Below are 16,385 nucleotides of genomic sequence, written 5' to 3'. Positions count from 1 at the left end.
CAGGCGCCGTCATCTGGGGCGGGAACCGTCTGGCCTCGGGTTGGTGCCTCGAATGCTCGACGACTGGTCCACCTAGTTCCCCGGCTGCGAGCCGGTGTCGCATCGACTTGGGGCGGCCTTCGCGGCGCGATGAGGGAGCTTCCACAGCCCGCCCGGATCGAAGCGTTATCCCAAGAATCGGGACGAATACGCCGACGTGCCGGCCCAGCGTAACTGCGTCCTGGATGAGCTTGTCGGCGGGGAAGCGAGCGTCGTCCTCCTTCACCACCGAACATCCGGATCTCCCGTCATCGTAGGGTCTCTCTCGTCGCGTCCGAGCCGCCTTCGATCGAGCGGGGGGAGACAGCGTGGCGAAGCGTCCCGATGCACGAACTGGACGGGGACTTCGAAGATCCGAGCTGCTGGCACGTGTTCGCCGGCGAGTGGGCTTGGAAGCCGGGAGTGCTCGTCGCGGGCGTCGGAAATAGTGTCCTTGTCACGGTTCCGCTGAATGGATTCCGAGCGGCCCGACAACACCCGGCATGGGGCTGGAGGATCGGTCGTCCGTCTTCTCGTCCCGGCGAGTCCCGGCGGGATGTCGCGTGTCCGCATCCGCATGGCCAGTTCCTCCGGGCGCGAGGGTGAGCCTCAGTTCGGCTGCTCACGTCCGGGGACGGGGCCGCCGCGGCGATGGGGCCGTCTCGGCGAAGGGTGACGTCCCGGAGGACGGTGCGTCCGCGGCCGTGCCCGGCGACGACGTCATTCGCTCCGATCGGAAGGCAGGCGAGCTCACCGAGGCCCAGAACCCAGGGGCGGACGACGCTCCCCTTCCGGTGGAGGGAGGACCGGTTCGGCGAGGAGCAGCATCGATTCCAGCGTAGCCGACCCGGTCTGGCCGATCGCTCTTCGGCTTCCCACGCCGGCCGTGCGACTCCGCAGGACGCGAGAGGAGGTGTCGCATGAGCTGGACCTGAGCGGGGCCGTGGTCGGTTCGGCCTGCGACGCCTGCACTCGACCTCGCAAACGTGCCCGAACGTCGGATCCGGACGATCCGAGACGGGGGCCCGCCCCGAAGATCGGGGAGGTCGGTAGAGAGTCAGAGGAGTTTATCCCGCCCGAGCGGCCCCTGTGGGCCGCCCCCCTCCTCGTCTCCGCTTAATCCGCGGTGGAATCGCGTCATCGAGAGACGGGGCCCGTTAGACCCTCGACCTGCTTCGCGACGGCATCCGCAGCCCGAACGCCGCGTGGTCGGGGTAAATCGCCGACCATGGACTCGGGAGGAAAGGGAGCTCAGGGACGAGGTCCCTCCTTCCCGCGTCGGAATCGCCGAGGGGTCGGGCGTCCCCGGCCGGTGCTCGCGGCTCGGGCGGGCCGGCCCCGCTTCGCGGCGTTCCCCGCCGCCTGGGGCTGCGTGCGTCCGGGGGCCGCACGGCGTGGCGGTCGGCCCCTCCCCCACCTCGGATTCGCGAAGGTCGCCCGACGCGGCCCCGCGACTCGACCTCCGCACCCCCGAGCCTCTCGGGCGAGGACTCGCCGGCCGGCACCTCGGCCCCGGCGAGTCCTCGCGCGTCACCGACCGACCCGCACGAGCCCGGACGCACGCCGGGCCGCCGGCCCGGGACCGGACCGGGCCGACTTCCAGGAGCCGCCCCATGTCGAATCGCCTCGAACTCCTCGCGCCCGCCCCCGGCACACGCCCCCCGCTGCTCTGCCGGGGGAATTCGAAGCTGGGGCGGGAGCTGATCTGGACCTTCTCGACCCCTGCGGTCGCCGCCTGCCCCGGGGCCACTCCGGCGTGCCGGGCGTCCTGCTACGCGCGCTCGGGCCGCTTCGCCTTCCCATCCGTGAAGACTCGCCACGCCCGGAACCTGGCCCGGGCCGAGGGCCCCGGGTTCGTCGCCGACCTGGTCGATCAGGTCCGCCGCGACTTCGTCCGCGTGGTCCGCGTCCACGGCTCGGGCGACTTCCACTCGGCGGGCTACGTCGGCCTCTGGGCCGAGGCCGCGCGGATCTGCCGCTCGACCGTCTTCTTCGCCTACACGAGGTCCTGGAGGGCCCCGGAGATCCGCGGGGCGTTGGCGGACTTCGCCGGCCTCCCCAACGTGCGGCTGTGGTATTCCGGCGACCGCGACTCCGGCCCCCCGCCCCGCGACCCGGGCGTCCGGACGGCCTGGATGATCGGGCCGGGCGAGCCGCCCGGATCGGTGCCGGCGTCGGCCGACCTGGCCTTCCGCGTCCGCCGGTCCGGGCCGCTCAAGCGGGCCAACTGCGTGCTGGTCTGCCCGTACGAGCAGGCCGTCCCGAGGTCCTGCCCGCCGATCAGCTGCGAACGCTGCCGCATCTGCTTCGACAGGCCGTCGCGCCCGCCGGCCCGGTCCTGACCTGCAGGGCCGTCCGTCCTCGGCCCGCGAGGCGTCGGCCCGCGGCGGCCGGATCCATCCCAGCCCGACCGTCCCCCTCGAGTTCGACGGCCGGGCGTCGAGCGGCGGCCGGGGGGACGGCGGGCTCGCAGGCCCTGCCCGGGGGTCGGTTCTTTTTTAGCTCCCGCGAGATGAAGGGGCGGATCCATCTCGACGGGCTCGCCTCCTGGGACGTCGCCAGCGATCTCCGACGCGGGCGGCTCGGGCCGCGCGACGTCGGACGTCGGCGGGTCGTCCCGGGGAGGGCGCGACATGGACGGTCGCGGCCCCTACGCCGGCTCGAGCGTCGGACGAGCGGCCCGAGCGTCCTGAATCCCGGGATTCAATCGATGCGAACGGGCGTCGCGTACGCGACGGCTCGAGGGCGGAGGACTCCAGCGACTGTTCGCTCCGATCCGCCGGAGGATCGAGCCCCCTGCTCCGCCTCGAAGCGTGGGGATCCCTCGGCGTCGGGCGGCCCCGTTGCGACGAGCGTCCGGATCGGCACGCCGACGAGATTCCGACCCTGCGTCCGACCGAGGCGGGGACGGTCGGGAGTCAGGCCGGGTGCCGGGCGCGGCCGGCTCGACGACCTCGCCCGACTCGATCGTCGATCGGACGTCGGCTGTGCAGCACGCGTGCGCGACACGTCCACGTCAATGGTCCTCGGCCGGCGGAGGACCGACGGGCGGCGGACGTCCCCGCCCGAGACGGTTGCGCTTGCCCCCTCTTCGAGTCCAGGGATTATGAGACTTCGGCGGCGGTGATCGGCCCGTCCTCCCCGGCCTTCTTTGATGCGAACTCCTCGGGGGCCAGGTAGCCCAGGGAGCTGTGCGGATGCTCGCGATTGTAGCGCGACCGCCACGCCTCGATCTTCGCCCGGGCGTCGTCCAGGCACAAGAACCAGTTCGGGTCCAGGCACTCCTGCCGCAGCCGGCCGTTGAACGCCTCGATGAAGGCGTTGTCGGTCGGCTTGCCCGGGCGGCTGAAATCCAGCGTCACGCCGCTGAAGTACGCCCACAGGTCCAGCGACCTGCCGGCGAACTCCGGGCCGTTGTCCACCCGGATGCTCGCGGGCGAGCCACGCTCGGCGACGACCCCCTCCAACGCCCGGACGACCTGGTCGCCCGTGAAGCGGAGGTCCGCGAGGGCCGCCAGGCCCTCGCGGGTGTACGCGTCGACGATCGTCAGGACGCGGAAGCGTCTCCCATCCGAGAGGGCGTCGCTCATGAAGTCCATCGCCCAGACGCGGTTGGCCGCCTCAGCGGCCGGCCGCGTCGTGCGGACCTGAGAGCTGGCGTGGCGACGGGGCGTCTTGGCCCGCATCGCCAGCCCTTCCTCGGCGTAGAGGCGATACGTCCGCTTGTGGTTGACCTCCCAGCCCTCGCGACGCAGCAGGACGTGCAGCCGCCGATAGCCGTAGCGGAACCTGGCCCCGGCCAGGTCGCGGAGGCGGACCCGCAGGGCGTCCTGCGGGTCGCGACGGCTGACGTACCGCAGGCTCGCCCGCGGGAAGCGCAACGCCGCGCACGTGCGGCGTTCGCTCGCCCCGTAGGCCGCCTTCAGACGCTCCGCCACCTCGCGTCGCCTGGCCGGGGTCAGACTTTTTTTGACAGGACGTCCTGGAGCATCTTCTTGTCCAGGCTGAGGTCTGGACTTCCCCACGATTGGCGAGCGCTCCGACAAGAGCGTAAGCTCACGTGAGGAGGACAGTGATGGCGAAGGCGCGACGGACGTTCACCCCCGAGTTCAAGGTACAGGCGGTCAAGCTCGTCACCGAGCAGGGCAGGAGTATCGCTGAGGTCGCACGCGACCTCGGCCTGGGAGAGAGCCTGCTGCGGAGTTGGAAGACGGCGCTGGCCGCGGGCGGCGCTCAGGCCTTCCCCGGCAACGGCAACCCACCGGCCCTCGAGGAGGAGCTGCGCCGCCTCCGGGCCGAGAACAAGCGGCTGACGATGGAGCGCGACATCCTGAAAAAAGCGACGGCCTTCTTCGCCAGGGAGTCGTCATGAGGTACGACTTCGTCGAGGCCCACCGGGACCGGTGGCCGGTCCGGCTGATGTGCCGGGTCCTGGCCCTCTCCCCCGGCGGCTACTACGACTGGCGGGGAAGGCCGACGAGCGGCAGGACGAGGCGGAGCGAGGCCCTGGTGATCTCGATCAAGGCCATCCATGCCGAGGTGAAGGCCCGCTACGGCAGCCCGCGCATCCACGCCGAGTTGGCGGCTCGGGGCGAGGCGTGCTGCGTCAACACGGTGGCCAAGCTGATGCGCGAGCACGGGGTCGCCGCCAAGACCAAGCGGAAGTTCCGGTGCACGACCGACTCGAACCACGACCGCCCGGTGGCCGACAACGTCGTGGACCGCCAGTTCGAGCCGGCGGCGCCGGACCGGGTCTGGACGGCCGACATCACCTACATCCCGACCCGCGAGGGCTGGCTGTACCTGGCGGCGGTGGAGGACCTGCACTCCCGGCGGATCGTCGGCTGGTCGATGGGCGAGCGGATCGACAGCCGGCTGGTCGTCGACGCCTTGGAGATGGCCGTCTCCCGGCGGCTGCCGGGCGCCGGCCTGGTGGCCCATTCGGACCGGGGCAGCCAGTACGCCAGCGAGCACTACCGGCGGCTCTTGGCCGGCCACGGGATCGCCTGCAGCATGAGCCGGAGGGCCAACTGCTGGGACGACGCGCCGATGGAGAGCTTCTTCGCGAGCTTGAAAAAGGAGCGGAGGACGACCACCTATCGACAAAGACGTTGTCGGCGAGGATACAACGGAGGTAGTCGCGTGTCCGTGGGCCTTGCTCGACCTGGCCCGCTTCTGTCAGGAGCATCACGCCAGCGCCGAAGGAGCTGCACTATGCCCGACCGACCCATCCCCGTCCCCCCCCGCGCCTGAACCCGCCCCGACCGACCGGGCCTCGGTGGCAGGACCTGCCGTCCGGCCATCGGGAGGAGCTGCTCCGGCGACTCGGTCTGATGCTCGCGGAGCGACTCGCCGGCCCCGACGCACCAGCGGAGGGGACGCATGAGCCGCATTGACGCCGCCTCGCCGTTCGCCCACAAGATCCGGCCCCGGCACTGCGACCGCCTCGCCGTCGTCTACGTCCGCCAGTCCACCCCGCAGCAGGTCGCCGGGGACCGCGAATCGGCCGACCTGCAATACCAACTGCGACGACGGGCCGTCGCCCTGGGCTGGGCCGACGACCGGGTCCTGGTGATCGACGACGACCAGGGGATCAGCGGCGCGTCCGTCGAGAACCGGCCGGGGTTCCAGCGGCTGCTCGCCGAGGTGTCGCTCGGGCACGTCGGCGTCGTGTTCGGCCGCGAGATGAGCCGGCTGTCGCGGTCGTGCAAGGACTGGTATCAACTGCTGGAGCTGTGCGGCCTGTTCCAGGTCCTGCTCGCGGACGCCGACGGCGTGTACGACCCGACCGATCCGAACGACCGAATGTTGCTGGGGCTGCGGAGCGGTGCGACATACCCCACAGTCATTTCACATCGGCGGTCTACGAGTCGGTATCCTCGAGCGCCACCGCCGCGACGTCGGCGACCTGTTCGCCACCGTGACGGACTACTTCTGGAGGGAGGACTCACCATGGCTCGTCCTGCAACTGCCCGACGGACGGCGGTCGGCCGCACCGGCCTCCTGGACCGACCTGCCCGACGATTCCTTCCCGCAGACCCGGGATCTCCCGCCCCTGCTGGCCCACGCCCTGCCGCCGATGTCCCGGCTCTGCCAGCGACTCCGGAGCGCACGATCGACCCGCCGCCGACCGTCGGCGTGACGCCCGACGCGTTCTGGGCCCTGCTCCCGGCGGCCGACCGCGAGCGGTTCGGCCTGCGGCTGACCCGCCTCGTGCTCCGGGCCGTCCGCACCCACGACACCGAGGAGGACGGGTGATGCCGACCGACGCCAAGATCCGCACCGACCACCTCCGCCGTCAGGCCGTCGTCTACGTCCGCCAGTCGACCCCGCGCCAGGTCCGCGACAACCGCGAGAGCACCGCACGCCAGTACGCCCTGACCGACCGCGCCAGGGCGCTGGGGTGGCCGGCCGCGGCCGTGCAGACGATCGACGAGGACCAGGGCCGGTCCGGGGCCCGCTCCGACCACCGGGACGGGTTCAAGAGGCTCCTGGCCGAGATCGGGGCCGGCCAGGTCGGGTTGGTCCTGGCCCTGGAGGCGTCCCGGCTGGCCCGCTCGTCGGTCGACTGGCACCGCCTGGTCGAGATCTGCGGCATCACCAAGACGCTCCTGGCCGACGAGTCGGCCGTGTACGACCCACGGGACCCCAACGACAGGCTCTTGCTCGGAGTGAAGGGGACCCTGAGCGAGGCGGAGCTGATGACCATCCGGTGTCGGCTCCACGACGGGCGGTGGAGCAAGGCCCGCCGCGGCGAGATGGCCAAACCGCTGCCGGTCGGGTACGTCCGGACCGAGGCCGGCGGCGTGGCCGAGCACCCCGACCGCCAGGTGCAGGCCCGGCTGCGGTACGTCTTCGAGCTGTTCGCCGAGCTGCGGGTGGCCCGCCGGGTGGTCGCCCGGCTGCGGCGGGAGAAGCTCCAGATCCCTGCCCAGGCGTGGGGCGGCCCTGGGCACGGGGAGGTGCGCTGGAAGGTGCCGACGTTCGGGGCCGTCATTAGAATTTTGCACAACCCTGCATATGCCGGTACGTACGCTTACGGGCAGAAGGAGTACGACCCGTTCGACCGCTCCCCTGTCACCGGCAAGGCCAAGACGACGGCCCGGCAGATGGCCGACTGGCCGGTGTGCGTGCGGGGCGTCTACCCGGCCTACCTGACGTGGGACGAGTTCCTGCGGAATCAGCAGACGCTCCGTGAGAACTGGTTCCGGGCCGGCACCCGCGGTGCCCCGCGCCGCGGGCGGGCGCTGCTCCAGGGGGTCGCCCGGTGCGGCCGGTGCGGGGCCCGGATGAGCGTGTTCTACTACTCGACGAAGGAGAAGCGGGCCCCGGGTTATGGGTGTGTCGCGGGGTACGTGGACGGCGGGGCGACGTGCCAGATGATGAGCTCGGCCCCGGTCGACGCGGCCGTGGCCGAGCTGTTCCTCGCGGCCGTCACCCCGGCGCAGGTGGACGTGGCGCTGCGGGCCCTGGACGCGTACGAGGCCGAGCGGGCCGAGGCCCGCAGGCAGCGGCAGATGCAGGTTCAGCGGGCGGACTACGAGGTCGAGATCGCCCGCAGGCGGTACGAGGCGATCGACCCGGCCAACCGCCTGGTCGCGGCCGAACTGGAGGCGCGTTGGGAGCAGGCGCTGCGGGAGCGGGAGCGCCTCAGGCGGGAGGCTGAGGAGTTGGACCGGCGTTCGGCCAGCCCGCTGGGGGCGGCCGAGCGGCGGCGGGTGCGGGAGATGGCGGCCGACCTCGGGAAGGTGTGGCACGCGGCGACGACGGGGATGGAGGACCGGAAGGAACTGCTGCGCTTCCTGGTCCACCGGGTATACCTGGACGGGGTGACCGAGGCCGGGCAGATCCGGATCGAGGTGGAGTGGCAAACCGGGGCGCGGACGAAGGTCACGGTGCCGCGGCCGGCGGTCGGTGCGTGGGCTCCGAAGACGCCCGCGGCCGCGGTCGAGCGCATCCGCGCGCTCCTTCCGGATAATGAATACGTGAAAATCGCAGAGATCCTTGAGTCGGAGGGGTTCCATACGGCGAAGGGTCTGAAGTTCGACGTATACTCGGTGGGCTACGTGGCCCGCAGCCGCGGCTGGGGCCGGTCGACGGCGAAGAGGTCGTAAGGCGAAATGTAATCCCCTGTGCTTTATCTCGTGGAGCTCTGCAGGCCGAGAAGGAGCCTGTCGTTGTGGTCGGTCGGGTCGTAGAGACCGTCGGCGTCGGCCAGAAGGGTGTGGAAGCGGGCGCACAGCTCAAGCAGCTGGTGCCAGTCCTTGCAGGAGCGGGCCAACCGGCTCATCTCGAGGCCGAGGATCAGGCCGACGCGGTCCAGCGCCACCTCGGCGAGCAGCCGCTGGAACCCGGGCCGGCCCTCGACGGACTGGCCGCTCCGGCCCAGGTCGTCGTCGATGACGGAGACGCGTCCCCGAGTCCAACCGAGTTCCTCCGCGCGATCGGCGAGGGCGTACTGGCGGGCGGTCGACTCCTGATGATCGACGACCTGCTGCGGGGTGGACTGGCGGATGTAGACGACGGCGTCGCGGTCGAGATGCCAGGGCCTGAGCTTGGGAGATCGCGGCGTGTCATTCACGGCCGACCTCCTCGAGGCGACTCGCCTCGTGGAGCCGGACGAGCAGCCCGCCCAGCAGGTCGCGGAGCTGCCGCCTCCTGTCGGTCGGCAGCCGGGCCCAGAGGATGGCCGGGCTCGAGGGCGAGACCGGCGCCTTGCGGCCGGTCAGGCGCGGGGGGGAGCGGTGGGGTGGGCGTCGATGGGCATGCGATGGCTCCAGGCTGTCCCGTCAGGAGTTGTCGGCACGATGCGGCGAGTTCAAGCAACGCCGCGACGCCGATGATAATCGGGCGTGCGGGCTCCGCACCACCTGTGCCTTGAGGTGTAGTGCGGTTGGTCCTTCTCCAGCGAGAACCGGTCCGCCACGGTCGTCAGGATGTCCGCGACCGAGGCCGACGGGTCGGTGCAGAAGAAGGCACGCCACCCCGTCGGCTCAACCACCAGGACCACCCGGATCACGCCCCCGGCCGGCCGCCATGTCGCCAGGAACGTCTTGTACCGCTTGGTCGCGCTCTCGCCGTACAGCGTGAACTCGCCGGCCGTCCAGCCGCGCCGCTGCCCGCCCCGCTTGGCCAGGCTGATCCGGTCGGGGCCGTAGGTCCTCGGCCGACCGCGCCCCCGTCGGCCCTCCGGGATCTCCGGCGGCAGCGACCGCAGCGCGGCGTCGCACCGCAACCGGCTCACCACCGTCAGCCCCAGCGCGATCGCCGGCCTGAGGAACTCCTTCTTGGCGTAGGCCCCGTCGGCGACCACCCACAGCGCCTGGCCCCACGACCTCAGCAAAGGCTTGGCCCACCGCAGCAGCTCGACGGCCAGCTCCAGCTTGGTGCGGAACTCCGGGCGGTGCTTCGGGCCGATCCCGGGCAGGTCCTTCTCGCGGACGTACAGCCGGGACAACAGCGGCAGCGCCACCACGCCCCAAGCCGGGTGGGCGAGCAACAGGCCGAGGACGACGAAGACGTGGCCGTAGACGTGGGGGGATCCGGCCGGGCCGGGGGTCGGGTTGTGGTGCACGCCGGCACCCTGGACGTGCGGCCCGTAGCGCCGGGTCGGGGTGTCGTCGATGGCGAGCGTCAGCCGCCCGGCCCCAACCGCCAGCGGCTTGATCACCCACAGCACGAGGTATGCGGCGACCGTCTCGGCCTTCTTGCCCGTCGCGGCCACGGCCGTGTAGCAGGGGCGGAACTACTCGCTCAGCCCGGCGGCGCGGATCCAGGTCGTGACGGTACGGCGGCCGCGCGCCAGCACGGCCCCGAGGAACAAGAGGGCGAGGCGTGCCGCGAACCGCTTGTCGAGGGCGGAAGCGAGTCGGTCGAACCACTGGCACGGCGCGGGCGTCCGGTGCGAAGATGTCATGGCTGGCTCCGTCCGGGGTGATGGTCCGGTGTGGCAACCGCCATCGTCCCGGACGGGCCGGCATCCGTCCATTCGTTACCCGCTCGGCTGAGGTACGGACATGGGCCCGACGTGCGAGGTGATGCTCGAGTCCGACGGGCCCACGGTGCTCGATGCGGCCGACGCCTTCCTGGCCGCTGCCGCCGAACAAGTGGAACGAACGCGCCGGGGCCGGGCGTGGAACATCCGGATCGACGGGCGGCCGGTCCACGTCGAAGTCACCACATCGCCCCCCGCGATCGGGCTGTCCGCGGGGTGTAATGGTGCCGAAGACGACGAGGTGCTACGGCGGCTCGCCTCGGGGCTGGCGGCGGCATGCGGCGGGGTGCCGTCGGAACCGGTCAAGTGACCGGGACGAGGGACTCCGCGGCCAGCGTGGCTATAAGGAATTCCGGAAAGTGCAGTTATGAACCTAAATGCAATTAATTTAAAATTTATCTTGGCGAGTTCGGCTTCCATCATGGCGGCAATTTAGGACCCACGCTTGCTTTTACCATCTTCGTGGCAGCCGCTGACATGCAACGAGCATCCTGCGTGACGCTGGCCGCTAGTCCATAAACCGCAGCAACTTCCGGTGCATGAGTGAGATGTTCCCACAAATCAGAGTAGACCCCGTTAAAGCCGTTCTGTACCTGAGGTGTAAGGAATCGAGCATCTTCCAAACCCCATTGGTGAATGGCTGAAAAAGCGCGTGGAAATAAGGAAAGCACATCTAAAGCGACTGGAACTGCAAGAGCAAATACATTTGCGAAACCAACCAATGAGAACTTCTCACCAATAGCAAGGACATTCCCAGTAAGCAGATAAGTGGATGCATCGCCGAGATCAGTACCTGTCGAAGGGTAAAATTGACCGAATGCCGATATTGCGTTCACCAGGTGGGGCGAATTGCAATTGGGAGAGCTCTCAATGGCAAGGTCTGCGTAGTCATGAATTTGATGCTTTGCTCCGTTTCCCCCAGCATGACCAACACTGCGCTCATTAGGCAACAGGCCGGCGCCTCCGCCTATCGACCCTTCTGGCCCCAGATCCACGCAATCATAATCGCCTTTCTGATAATTCCATACGCAGTGGAGTCTGATTTGCTTCTCCAAAAGACCGAGAGGGTCGACGAAGTTAATAGGATCATTCTTTGAATATTGGTAAAGATTGCGGACCGAAATTGCGGCAGATCTGCCGCTTACGTTCAATGAGGCCAAAGGGTCGGCTTGGATAAACCGTCCCTGGCGTGCGTCGTAGAATCGGTTGATCGCGTAGTCCAAGCCCGTGGCCGCGCTTCGCTCGTAGGTGGTGAAGGGGCGATTGCTGATTGGAGCCTGCTCTCCGAGCCACGTTCCGAACGGGAGCGCCTCGTGGTGCTGAATCTGTGGTCGGGTGGAGCTTGAAGTGAGTCGAGTCCCGAGGCGGTCCGGATGGTGCAGCCAATCGGCGACAGGGGCATTAGGGACGACCACGCGGGTCGCGAGGAGGCGGCTACCGAGGTGAACGTAGCTCCGCGCCTCGAGCCAGGCGTCCGCCGGGTGGCCCGATCGGAGGTGGTCGGCCACCACAGTGTCTCCGATCCAGATGTGATACGTCCGCGGGCTGGCTGCATCGCCGTGTGCGGTCATGAGCCGGCGCCGATCGGAGCCGTAGGTGTATGCTTCGATCACCGATCCATCGGCCGCGAGAACCAAGGCAAGCCGGCCCGCGGCGTCGTATCGGTATCGTCGAAACTGGCCCTGGCCCTCCTGAACCGCCGCCAGGTTCCCGGCCTCGTCGTACAGGTAGTCCCCATCCGGGGTTTTCAGCCGATTGGTCCGCTCGTCGTAGGTGAGGTTCGCGTAGCCATCCACGGGAACCGTGGCAGGACGGTGATTCACCGTCAATGCGATGGACAGACGGTTTCCGTATCTATCGTATTGGTATTCCTGCTTCCAGAGCGGGGTGCCCAGCGCGCCGCCGAACACACGCTTTATCCGTCCCAGTGCATCGTAATTGTAAAACAGGCTACGTTCCGGCTGAAGGTTGTTGGTGATCCCATTCAACTGGCCGGTTCGCCAGGGGGTCATCAATCCCAGCGAGTAGTCATATGACAGATCTAGCAGTAATGTGCCTGCTCTCTGCACCTTCTGGCCCATAAGGTAGCCTGCTGAATCATACTTGTAGGTCTCCGTGACCTGGTTGGGGCCGGATGGACCGATCTTCAGCGAGACGACCCTTCCCTCCGGGTTGTATTCGATCTCAGAGGCGTATAGCTCACCGTCTACTTTCATGACTCGGGGCCGGCCCACCTCGTCCAGCTCATACTCGATGAGGCGGCGAGGCGCCCCGGCGAGCCAGTCCTCGGCGGGCAGTCGAACGGCCCGCAGTCTCCCGAGCCCGTCATAGGTGTAGTCGGTGACTTGCGGGCGGCCCGGCCGGCTCAGAAGAGTCATGGTGATTCTGGCGAGCCGTCCCTCCTGGTCATAGGCGAATCCCTCGGTGCCCACGCCATCGATGGTGTTCAGGCGAGGCCGTCTCAGATCGCCCGTCTTCATATACTCGAAGCGAACTGCAGGAGCCGACTGGACCGGGTTCTGTTGCTGCGCATCGGTCATTGGGTCCGGAAGATGATACTGAATGCGCTGGATGCGGTTGAGCGGGTCGCCGCTGTAGTCGTAGAGCGTTCCGACGCCCCGGGCATCCACGTGATTTGTCAGGTTCGAGAGATTGTCGTAGGAGAACACATCAGACCAGGGAACTGCCATCGGATCATCGGCGACGTAGTTGCCCCGCACATCGATGGTCCGGTCTTTCTCCGCCAACGCTTGAAGCCTGAGTCGTCCCAGCCCATCGTAGACAAACTCACGTTTCTGCACCCCCTGATCGACCCCAAGCAGCCGGCCGAGGGCGTCGTAGCGATACCGTGTGACGAGATGACCGGGACTGTAGACTTCGCCGGTTCCATCAGGATTGGGATCGACAACCTCGACCAACTGCCCCAGTGCATTCGAACGCGACCATCGCTCTCGCCCCCAGGGATCCCTGACACGGACGGTCGAGCCCGCCTCGGTCGAGGCCTGGCCAGGGCGGCTGGCCTCGTTGAAGAAGCTGCGCGTTTCGCTGCCGTCGGGCGATCGAAGGTTCACGATGCGACTCAGTGCGTCGTAAGTCACAGTATTCCACGCGGTGACTGGCTCCTCAGTCCACTGCTCCGGGATTGGCCCCTTCCGTCTCGGCGATGAAACCCTGGTGGACCGTCCCAACGAGTCATACTCAACGTCGACGACATCCCACCCGCCCGGAGCGAGCCTGGCGGTGCGACGCACCTGGCCCCTCCCGTTGTACCAGAGGATCCGGGAGGCGAATTCTGGGGACGACTTCGAGGCTCGAGGGCCGCGCTTCCGGTCGCAGGCCACCCCGTCGCGATCGCCGTCGAGCCGGTTGGGATCGCGCGGATCGGCCCACAGGACGGCCTGGGCCTCTGCCTGGCTGGCGAAGCTCGCGCAGTTGTACCGGTCCTTCTGGCCGATGAAACGAAGTGGGTCAAATCCATCGGAGAGACCCAGCGAGCCACCATAGGTCAACTCGCGGACTCTCATGTCGGCGTCGTTGTACTCGAAGAAAGTCGCTACCCCATTCGCTGCGCGGACCTTCGCGAGCCGCAGCGACGCGGGGTCGTAATCAAAGCGAGTCGTTCGGCCGTTCAGGTCGGTCGTCTCGAGCGGCAGGCCCGAGGAAAGGTCGTACCGAGTCGAAGTGGCCATCAGTGCCGGGGCCTCTCCCTGGCCCGGAGGCGCCGGTTCCTGGATCGGGCGGAACTCCTGCTTCTCCGGGAAGGCATACTGCGTCGCTAACGAGTAACGGAATGCCTGCTTGCAGCATCCTCCAAGTGTCGTAACGAGGTTGCCCGTGATGTCGTATCGATTTTGACGCACAACCGGGCTGGTGCCTTTGGACGCGTCTGCATAACTCCGGATCTCTGTGACATTGCCGCGTGAAGCGCTCAGCCACGGGGCGTGCTGCAGAGCGTTCGGAGCGGGCTCCAAAGGCTGGCCATCATAGATGAAATCCGTGCGTGAGAGGGGGACGTTCGATGTGCCCTCGAAGACCCGGACGATCCTGGGAAGGCTGAGGATGTGCCGATCCTTGACGTACTGATCGTCAGTAACATACTCGGTGTTCACTCGCTTCAGCACGTCGGTACGCTGCAATCCGTACTCGAATCCGTAGTCGAGCACTTCGATGACGCGCCGGTACGCACTCTGATCGTATCGGAAATCGGTGGCTGTTTTCGGCAATCGCTCCTGGGTTCGCTCGATGCGCTGGGGAATCCAGGAGACGTATGCGGCCGGGTCATTGACTGCGGACCATTTCGTCGAGATCGACTGCAACTGGTTGCCCTGCGCATCCTGGACTGTCAGCTCAGTGGGCAATCCAACTTCATTGGTAATCTGAGTCGTGCGAGTCCCGTCAGGACGAGTCATCACGACTGTCGTTTCGTTTCCGTTCCTTCTGATCTCGAAGTTGGTAACTGCCTGGTTTGTCGGACCCCCCTTGGCCCAATCCTCCACGAGCTGGGTGTAGGTGGGAGCGGCTCGCTTGATTGCTGGATCCGGTGTGATTGGATAATTGTACGTCCGCATGCGAGTCATAGACCCGGACGAGACGGCTCCTTGATCCGTCGGAGATGTCGCCGAGAATCCCATGGCTCGCTGCTCGCTGACAACTCTCAGCATGCCATAGGACGAGTAGGAGGTGCCGTCGCCGAACCAGTATCCAGACCCGTTGCCAGGGTAGAAGATAGCGTCGATGACCTTCACGTCGGCGGGAGTCGTCCGGGCGTCATACGAATGTCGAATCGGCAGCGTCCCGTAGTGCAGGCGGACAAACTCCCTCATTGCCCCGTTGAGCCCAGGGCCGGTCACGGCCGTCAAATCATCCGAGGGGCTGTAATGGAAAGAGATCACTCTCCCAAGCGTGTCCGTGACGGTTTCCAGGCGAGGCCCTTGGCCTGCTACATAGTCGATTATGATAACATTGCCATTAACATCAATGATGCTCGTGGGATACAACGTGCGATCCGAGACCGACTTGAAGAGCGCGACTCTTCCATCCGCATAGTTCACCACGGCGCTGACGAGTGCCTGCAGCGATGACACAAGCGTAAAGTCGATGAGTGATCCGTCCGTCGTGTGATAGAGGCTCTCGAGTGTCCCGCCGCCCAGGTCCTTTGTCTCCGTGGCCGTCGATGGATGCCGTGTGCCGTCGGCGTCGATCAGGATGGCCTCAAAATCCTTCGTGACGATCAGCTTCCCAAAGCCGAGCGACCAGCCGGGGGCGGGCCAGTCGTCATCCGGATCAAAGACCATCCTTGTGATGCCGAGCGCGCCGGGCGTCTGATTCCAAAGGAGAGAGTTGTAATGGAGATCGAGCGAGAGATCGAGGCCGCGGCCCGTGAGGCGGACGACCGGGATTGCGACGTAAAAGCTGCTATTGCCGGCGCCAGCTGTGCGATCGCCAGGGGGGGCAGTCCTGCCGGACCGAAGCGCGGTGTGCGTGGCGGCGAGGACGGCGACCGGGCTGCGACCACGCCGGTTGACAGGGTCGAAGGCCGATCCAATGTTCGTGTCATCCCAACCCGGACCTCGGCCGGCCAAAGCCACCGGTTCCATTTCAGGGCGATCCAATCGAGACGGTCTCCCTGCCCGAATTCCCGGGCCCGGTCCATCGTTGGGCGTCCGATCATCGGGACGAATGGGGCCGCCCCTGGTGGAAGCATGTCGATCGCGCTTCGACTTTCCCACAGCTCCTTCCTTTCGTACACCTGAGGCGAAGACGTTATTGGATTGGGAAATACGTCGTACCGCAACAGAAAACTGAACACTTTTCGCTCATCCCGACATGGTTTCGACCTAAGGCCTAATGAGCCAATGGGTTGAAGGCGATTTCACCATCAGACTCGAGTCGGTGGTGGTCGGGGAACCCATACCCTGCTACGCCGAGGCTGATTCCGAGCCCCGGCAAAGCCCGGCGGCTGTCGGGCTCAGCGAGAAGTGTCGAAATCTGGCACTATTTTCATCACCGGATGGCAAACCCGAAATGGAGCGTTTTTGAGACAAGCGGTTGTGCATAAGAAAGGGGGTTATCCTGCACAAAACCAGCGGCAGGAACGGACCGCCGCGAGAGTCACGGCAGTCCGCCTCAATCCCGAAGGGACGCGACTTAACGGTGGCTCGCCTCCGCACCCCTCGACGCCTGTGCCTGGGCGTCCAACGCGGCTTTGACCCCCTGGGCCAGCTCCTTGGCTGAGCCTTTGCCCCAGAAATGCGTGAAGTAGAAGGCGGGCTTCTCGCCCACCATGTGGTTGTGCAAGGCCACGATATGGATGCCCGACTTGCGGAGGGCCCGCAAGACCGTCTGCACCTCCTCGGCGGTCATGATGAAGTCA

At 67.2% G+C, this 16,385-nt stretch carries 7 protein-coding genes and 4 pseudogenes; 5 read left to right on the top strand and 6 right to left on the bottom strand.

Annotated elements, in window-relative coordinates:
* Positions 1–1,631: 1,631 nt before the first annotated feature.
* A complete protein-coding gene (locus tag G6O68_RS29410) occupies positions 1,632–2,360 on the top strand; it encodes a GP88 family protein (protein WP_165252928.1) in 729 nt (242 codons plus the stop codon).
* Between the two features lie 762 nt (positions 2,361–3,122).
* Here the strand turns inward: G6O68_RS29410 and G6O68_RS29405 are convergent.
* Positions 3,123–4,030 (bottom strand): annotated as a pseudogene (locus tag G6O68_RS29405) (IS3 family transposase); the annotation flags it as partial.
* A gap of 63 nt (positions 4,031–4,093) precedes the next feature.
* On the opposite strand from G6O68_RS29405, the pseudogene G6O68_RS33825 reads away from it, so the two are divergent.
* The 3 genes and pseudogenes from G6O68_RS33825 to G6O68_RS29385 form a co-directional block, all read left to right on the top strand.
* Positions 4,094–5,100, top strand: a pseudogene (locus G6O68_RS33825) (IS3 family transposase); the annotation flags it as partial.
* 300 nt (positions 5,101–5,400) lie between these two features.
* Positions 5,401–5,841 (top strand): annotated as a pseudogene (locus tag G6O68_RS33710) (recombinase family protein); the annotation flags it as partial.
* 434 nt (positions 5,842–6,275) lie between these two features.
* Positions 6,276–8,132 (top strand): recombinase family protein, encoded by a 1,857-nt coding sequence (locus G6O68_RS29385; protein WP_165252922.1) that lies wholly within the window; start codon positions 6,276–6,278, stop codon positions 8,130–8,132.
* A gap of 32 nt (positions 8,133–8,164) precedes the next feature.
* On the opposite strand, the pseudogene G6O68_RS29380 reads toward G6O68_RS29385, so the two are convergent.
* From G6O68_RS29380 to G6O68_RS33090, 3 genes and pseudogenes are all read right to left on the bottom strand, one after another.
* Positions 8,165–8,599, bottom strand: a pseudogene (locus G6O68_RS29380) (recombinase family protein); the annotation flags it as partial.
* 237 nt (positions 8,600–8,836) lie between these two features.
* Positions 8,837–9,742: an IS701 family transposase gene (locus G6O68_RS29375; RefSeq protein ID WP_240911557.1), complete on the bottom strand. Its 906-nt coding sequence runs from the start codon at positions 9,740–9,742 to the stop codon at positions 8,837–8,839.
* Positions 9,743–9,763: 21 nt separating this feature from the next.
* The gene (locus G6O68_RS33090; protein WP_240911556.1) at positions 9,764–9,934 is read right to left on the bottom strand and encodes a hypothetical protein; all 171 of its coding nucleotides are present in this window, start codon (positions 9,932–9,934) and stop codon (positions 9,764–9,766) included.
* A 121-nt stretch (positions 9,935–10,055) separates the two neighbouring features.
* Here G6O68_RS33090 and G6O68_RS29370 point away from each other — a divergent pair, with 121 nt between their 5' ends.
* On the top strand, positions 10,056–10,322 hold the full coding sequence (locus G6O68_RS29370) for a hypothetical protein (protein ID WP_165252918.1): 267 nt from the start codon (positions 10,056–10,058) through the stop codon (positions 10,320–10,322).
* Positions 10,323–10,431: 109 nt separating this feature from the next.
* Here the strand turns inward: G6O68_RS29370 and G6O68_RS29365 are convergent, their stop codons facing one another.
* Both G6O68_RS29365 and G6O68_RS29360 read right to left on the bottom strand, forming a co-directional pair.
* Positions 10,432–15,624 carry an RHS repeat domain-containing protein gene (locus tag G6O68_RS29365; RefSeq protein ID WP_165252916.1) on the bottom strand — a complete coding sequence of 1,731 codons (5,193 nt, stop codon included), beginning with the start codon at positions 15,622–15,624 and terminating at the stop codon, positions 10,432–10,434.
* A gap of 535 nt (positions 15,625–16,159) precedes the next feature.
* Positions 16,160–16,385, bottom strand: a 226-nt coding sequence (locus tag G6O68_RS29360; RefSeq protein WP_165250380.1) for a DUF1259 domain-containing protein, incomplete at its 5' end; no start/stop codon positions are given.

The organism is Paludisphaera soli (assembly GCF_011064595.1).
Taxonomy (GTDB): Bacteria; Planctomycetota; Planctomycetia; order Isosphaerales; family Isosphaeraceae; genus Paludisphaera; species Paludisphaera soli.
The sequence above is the reverse complement of the archived record's forward strand: the minus strand, read 5'-3'. Positions and strand labels throughout refer to the sequence as shown.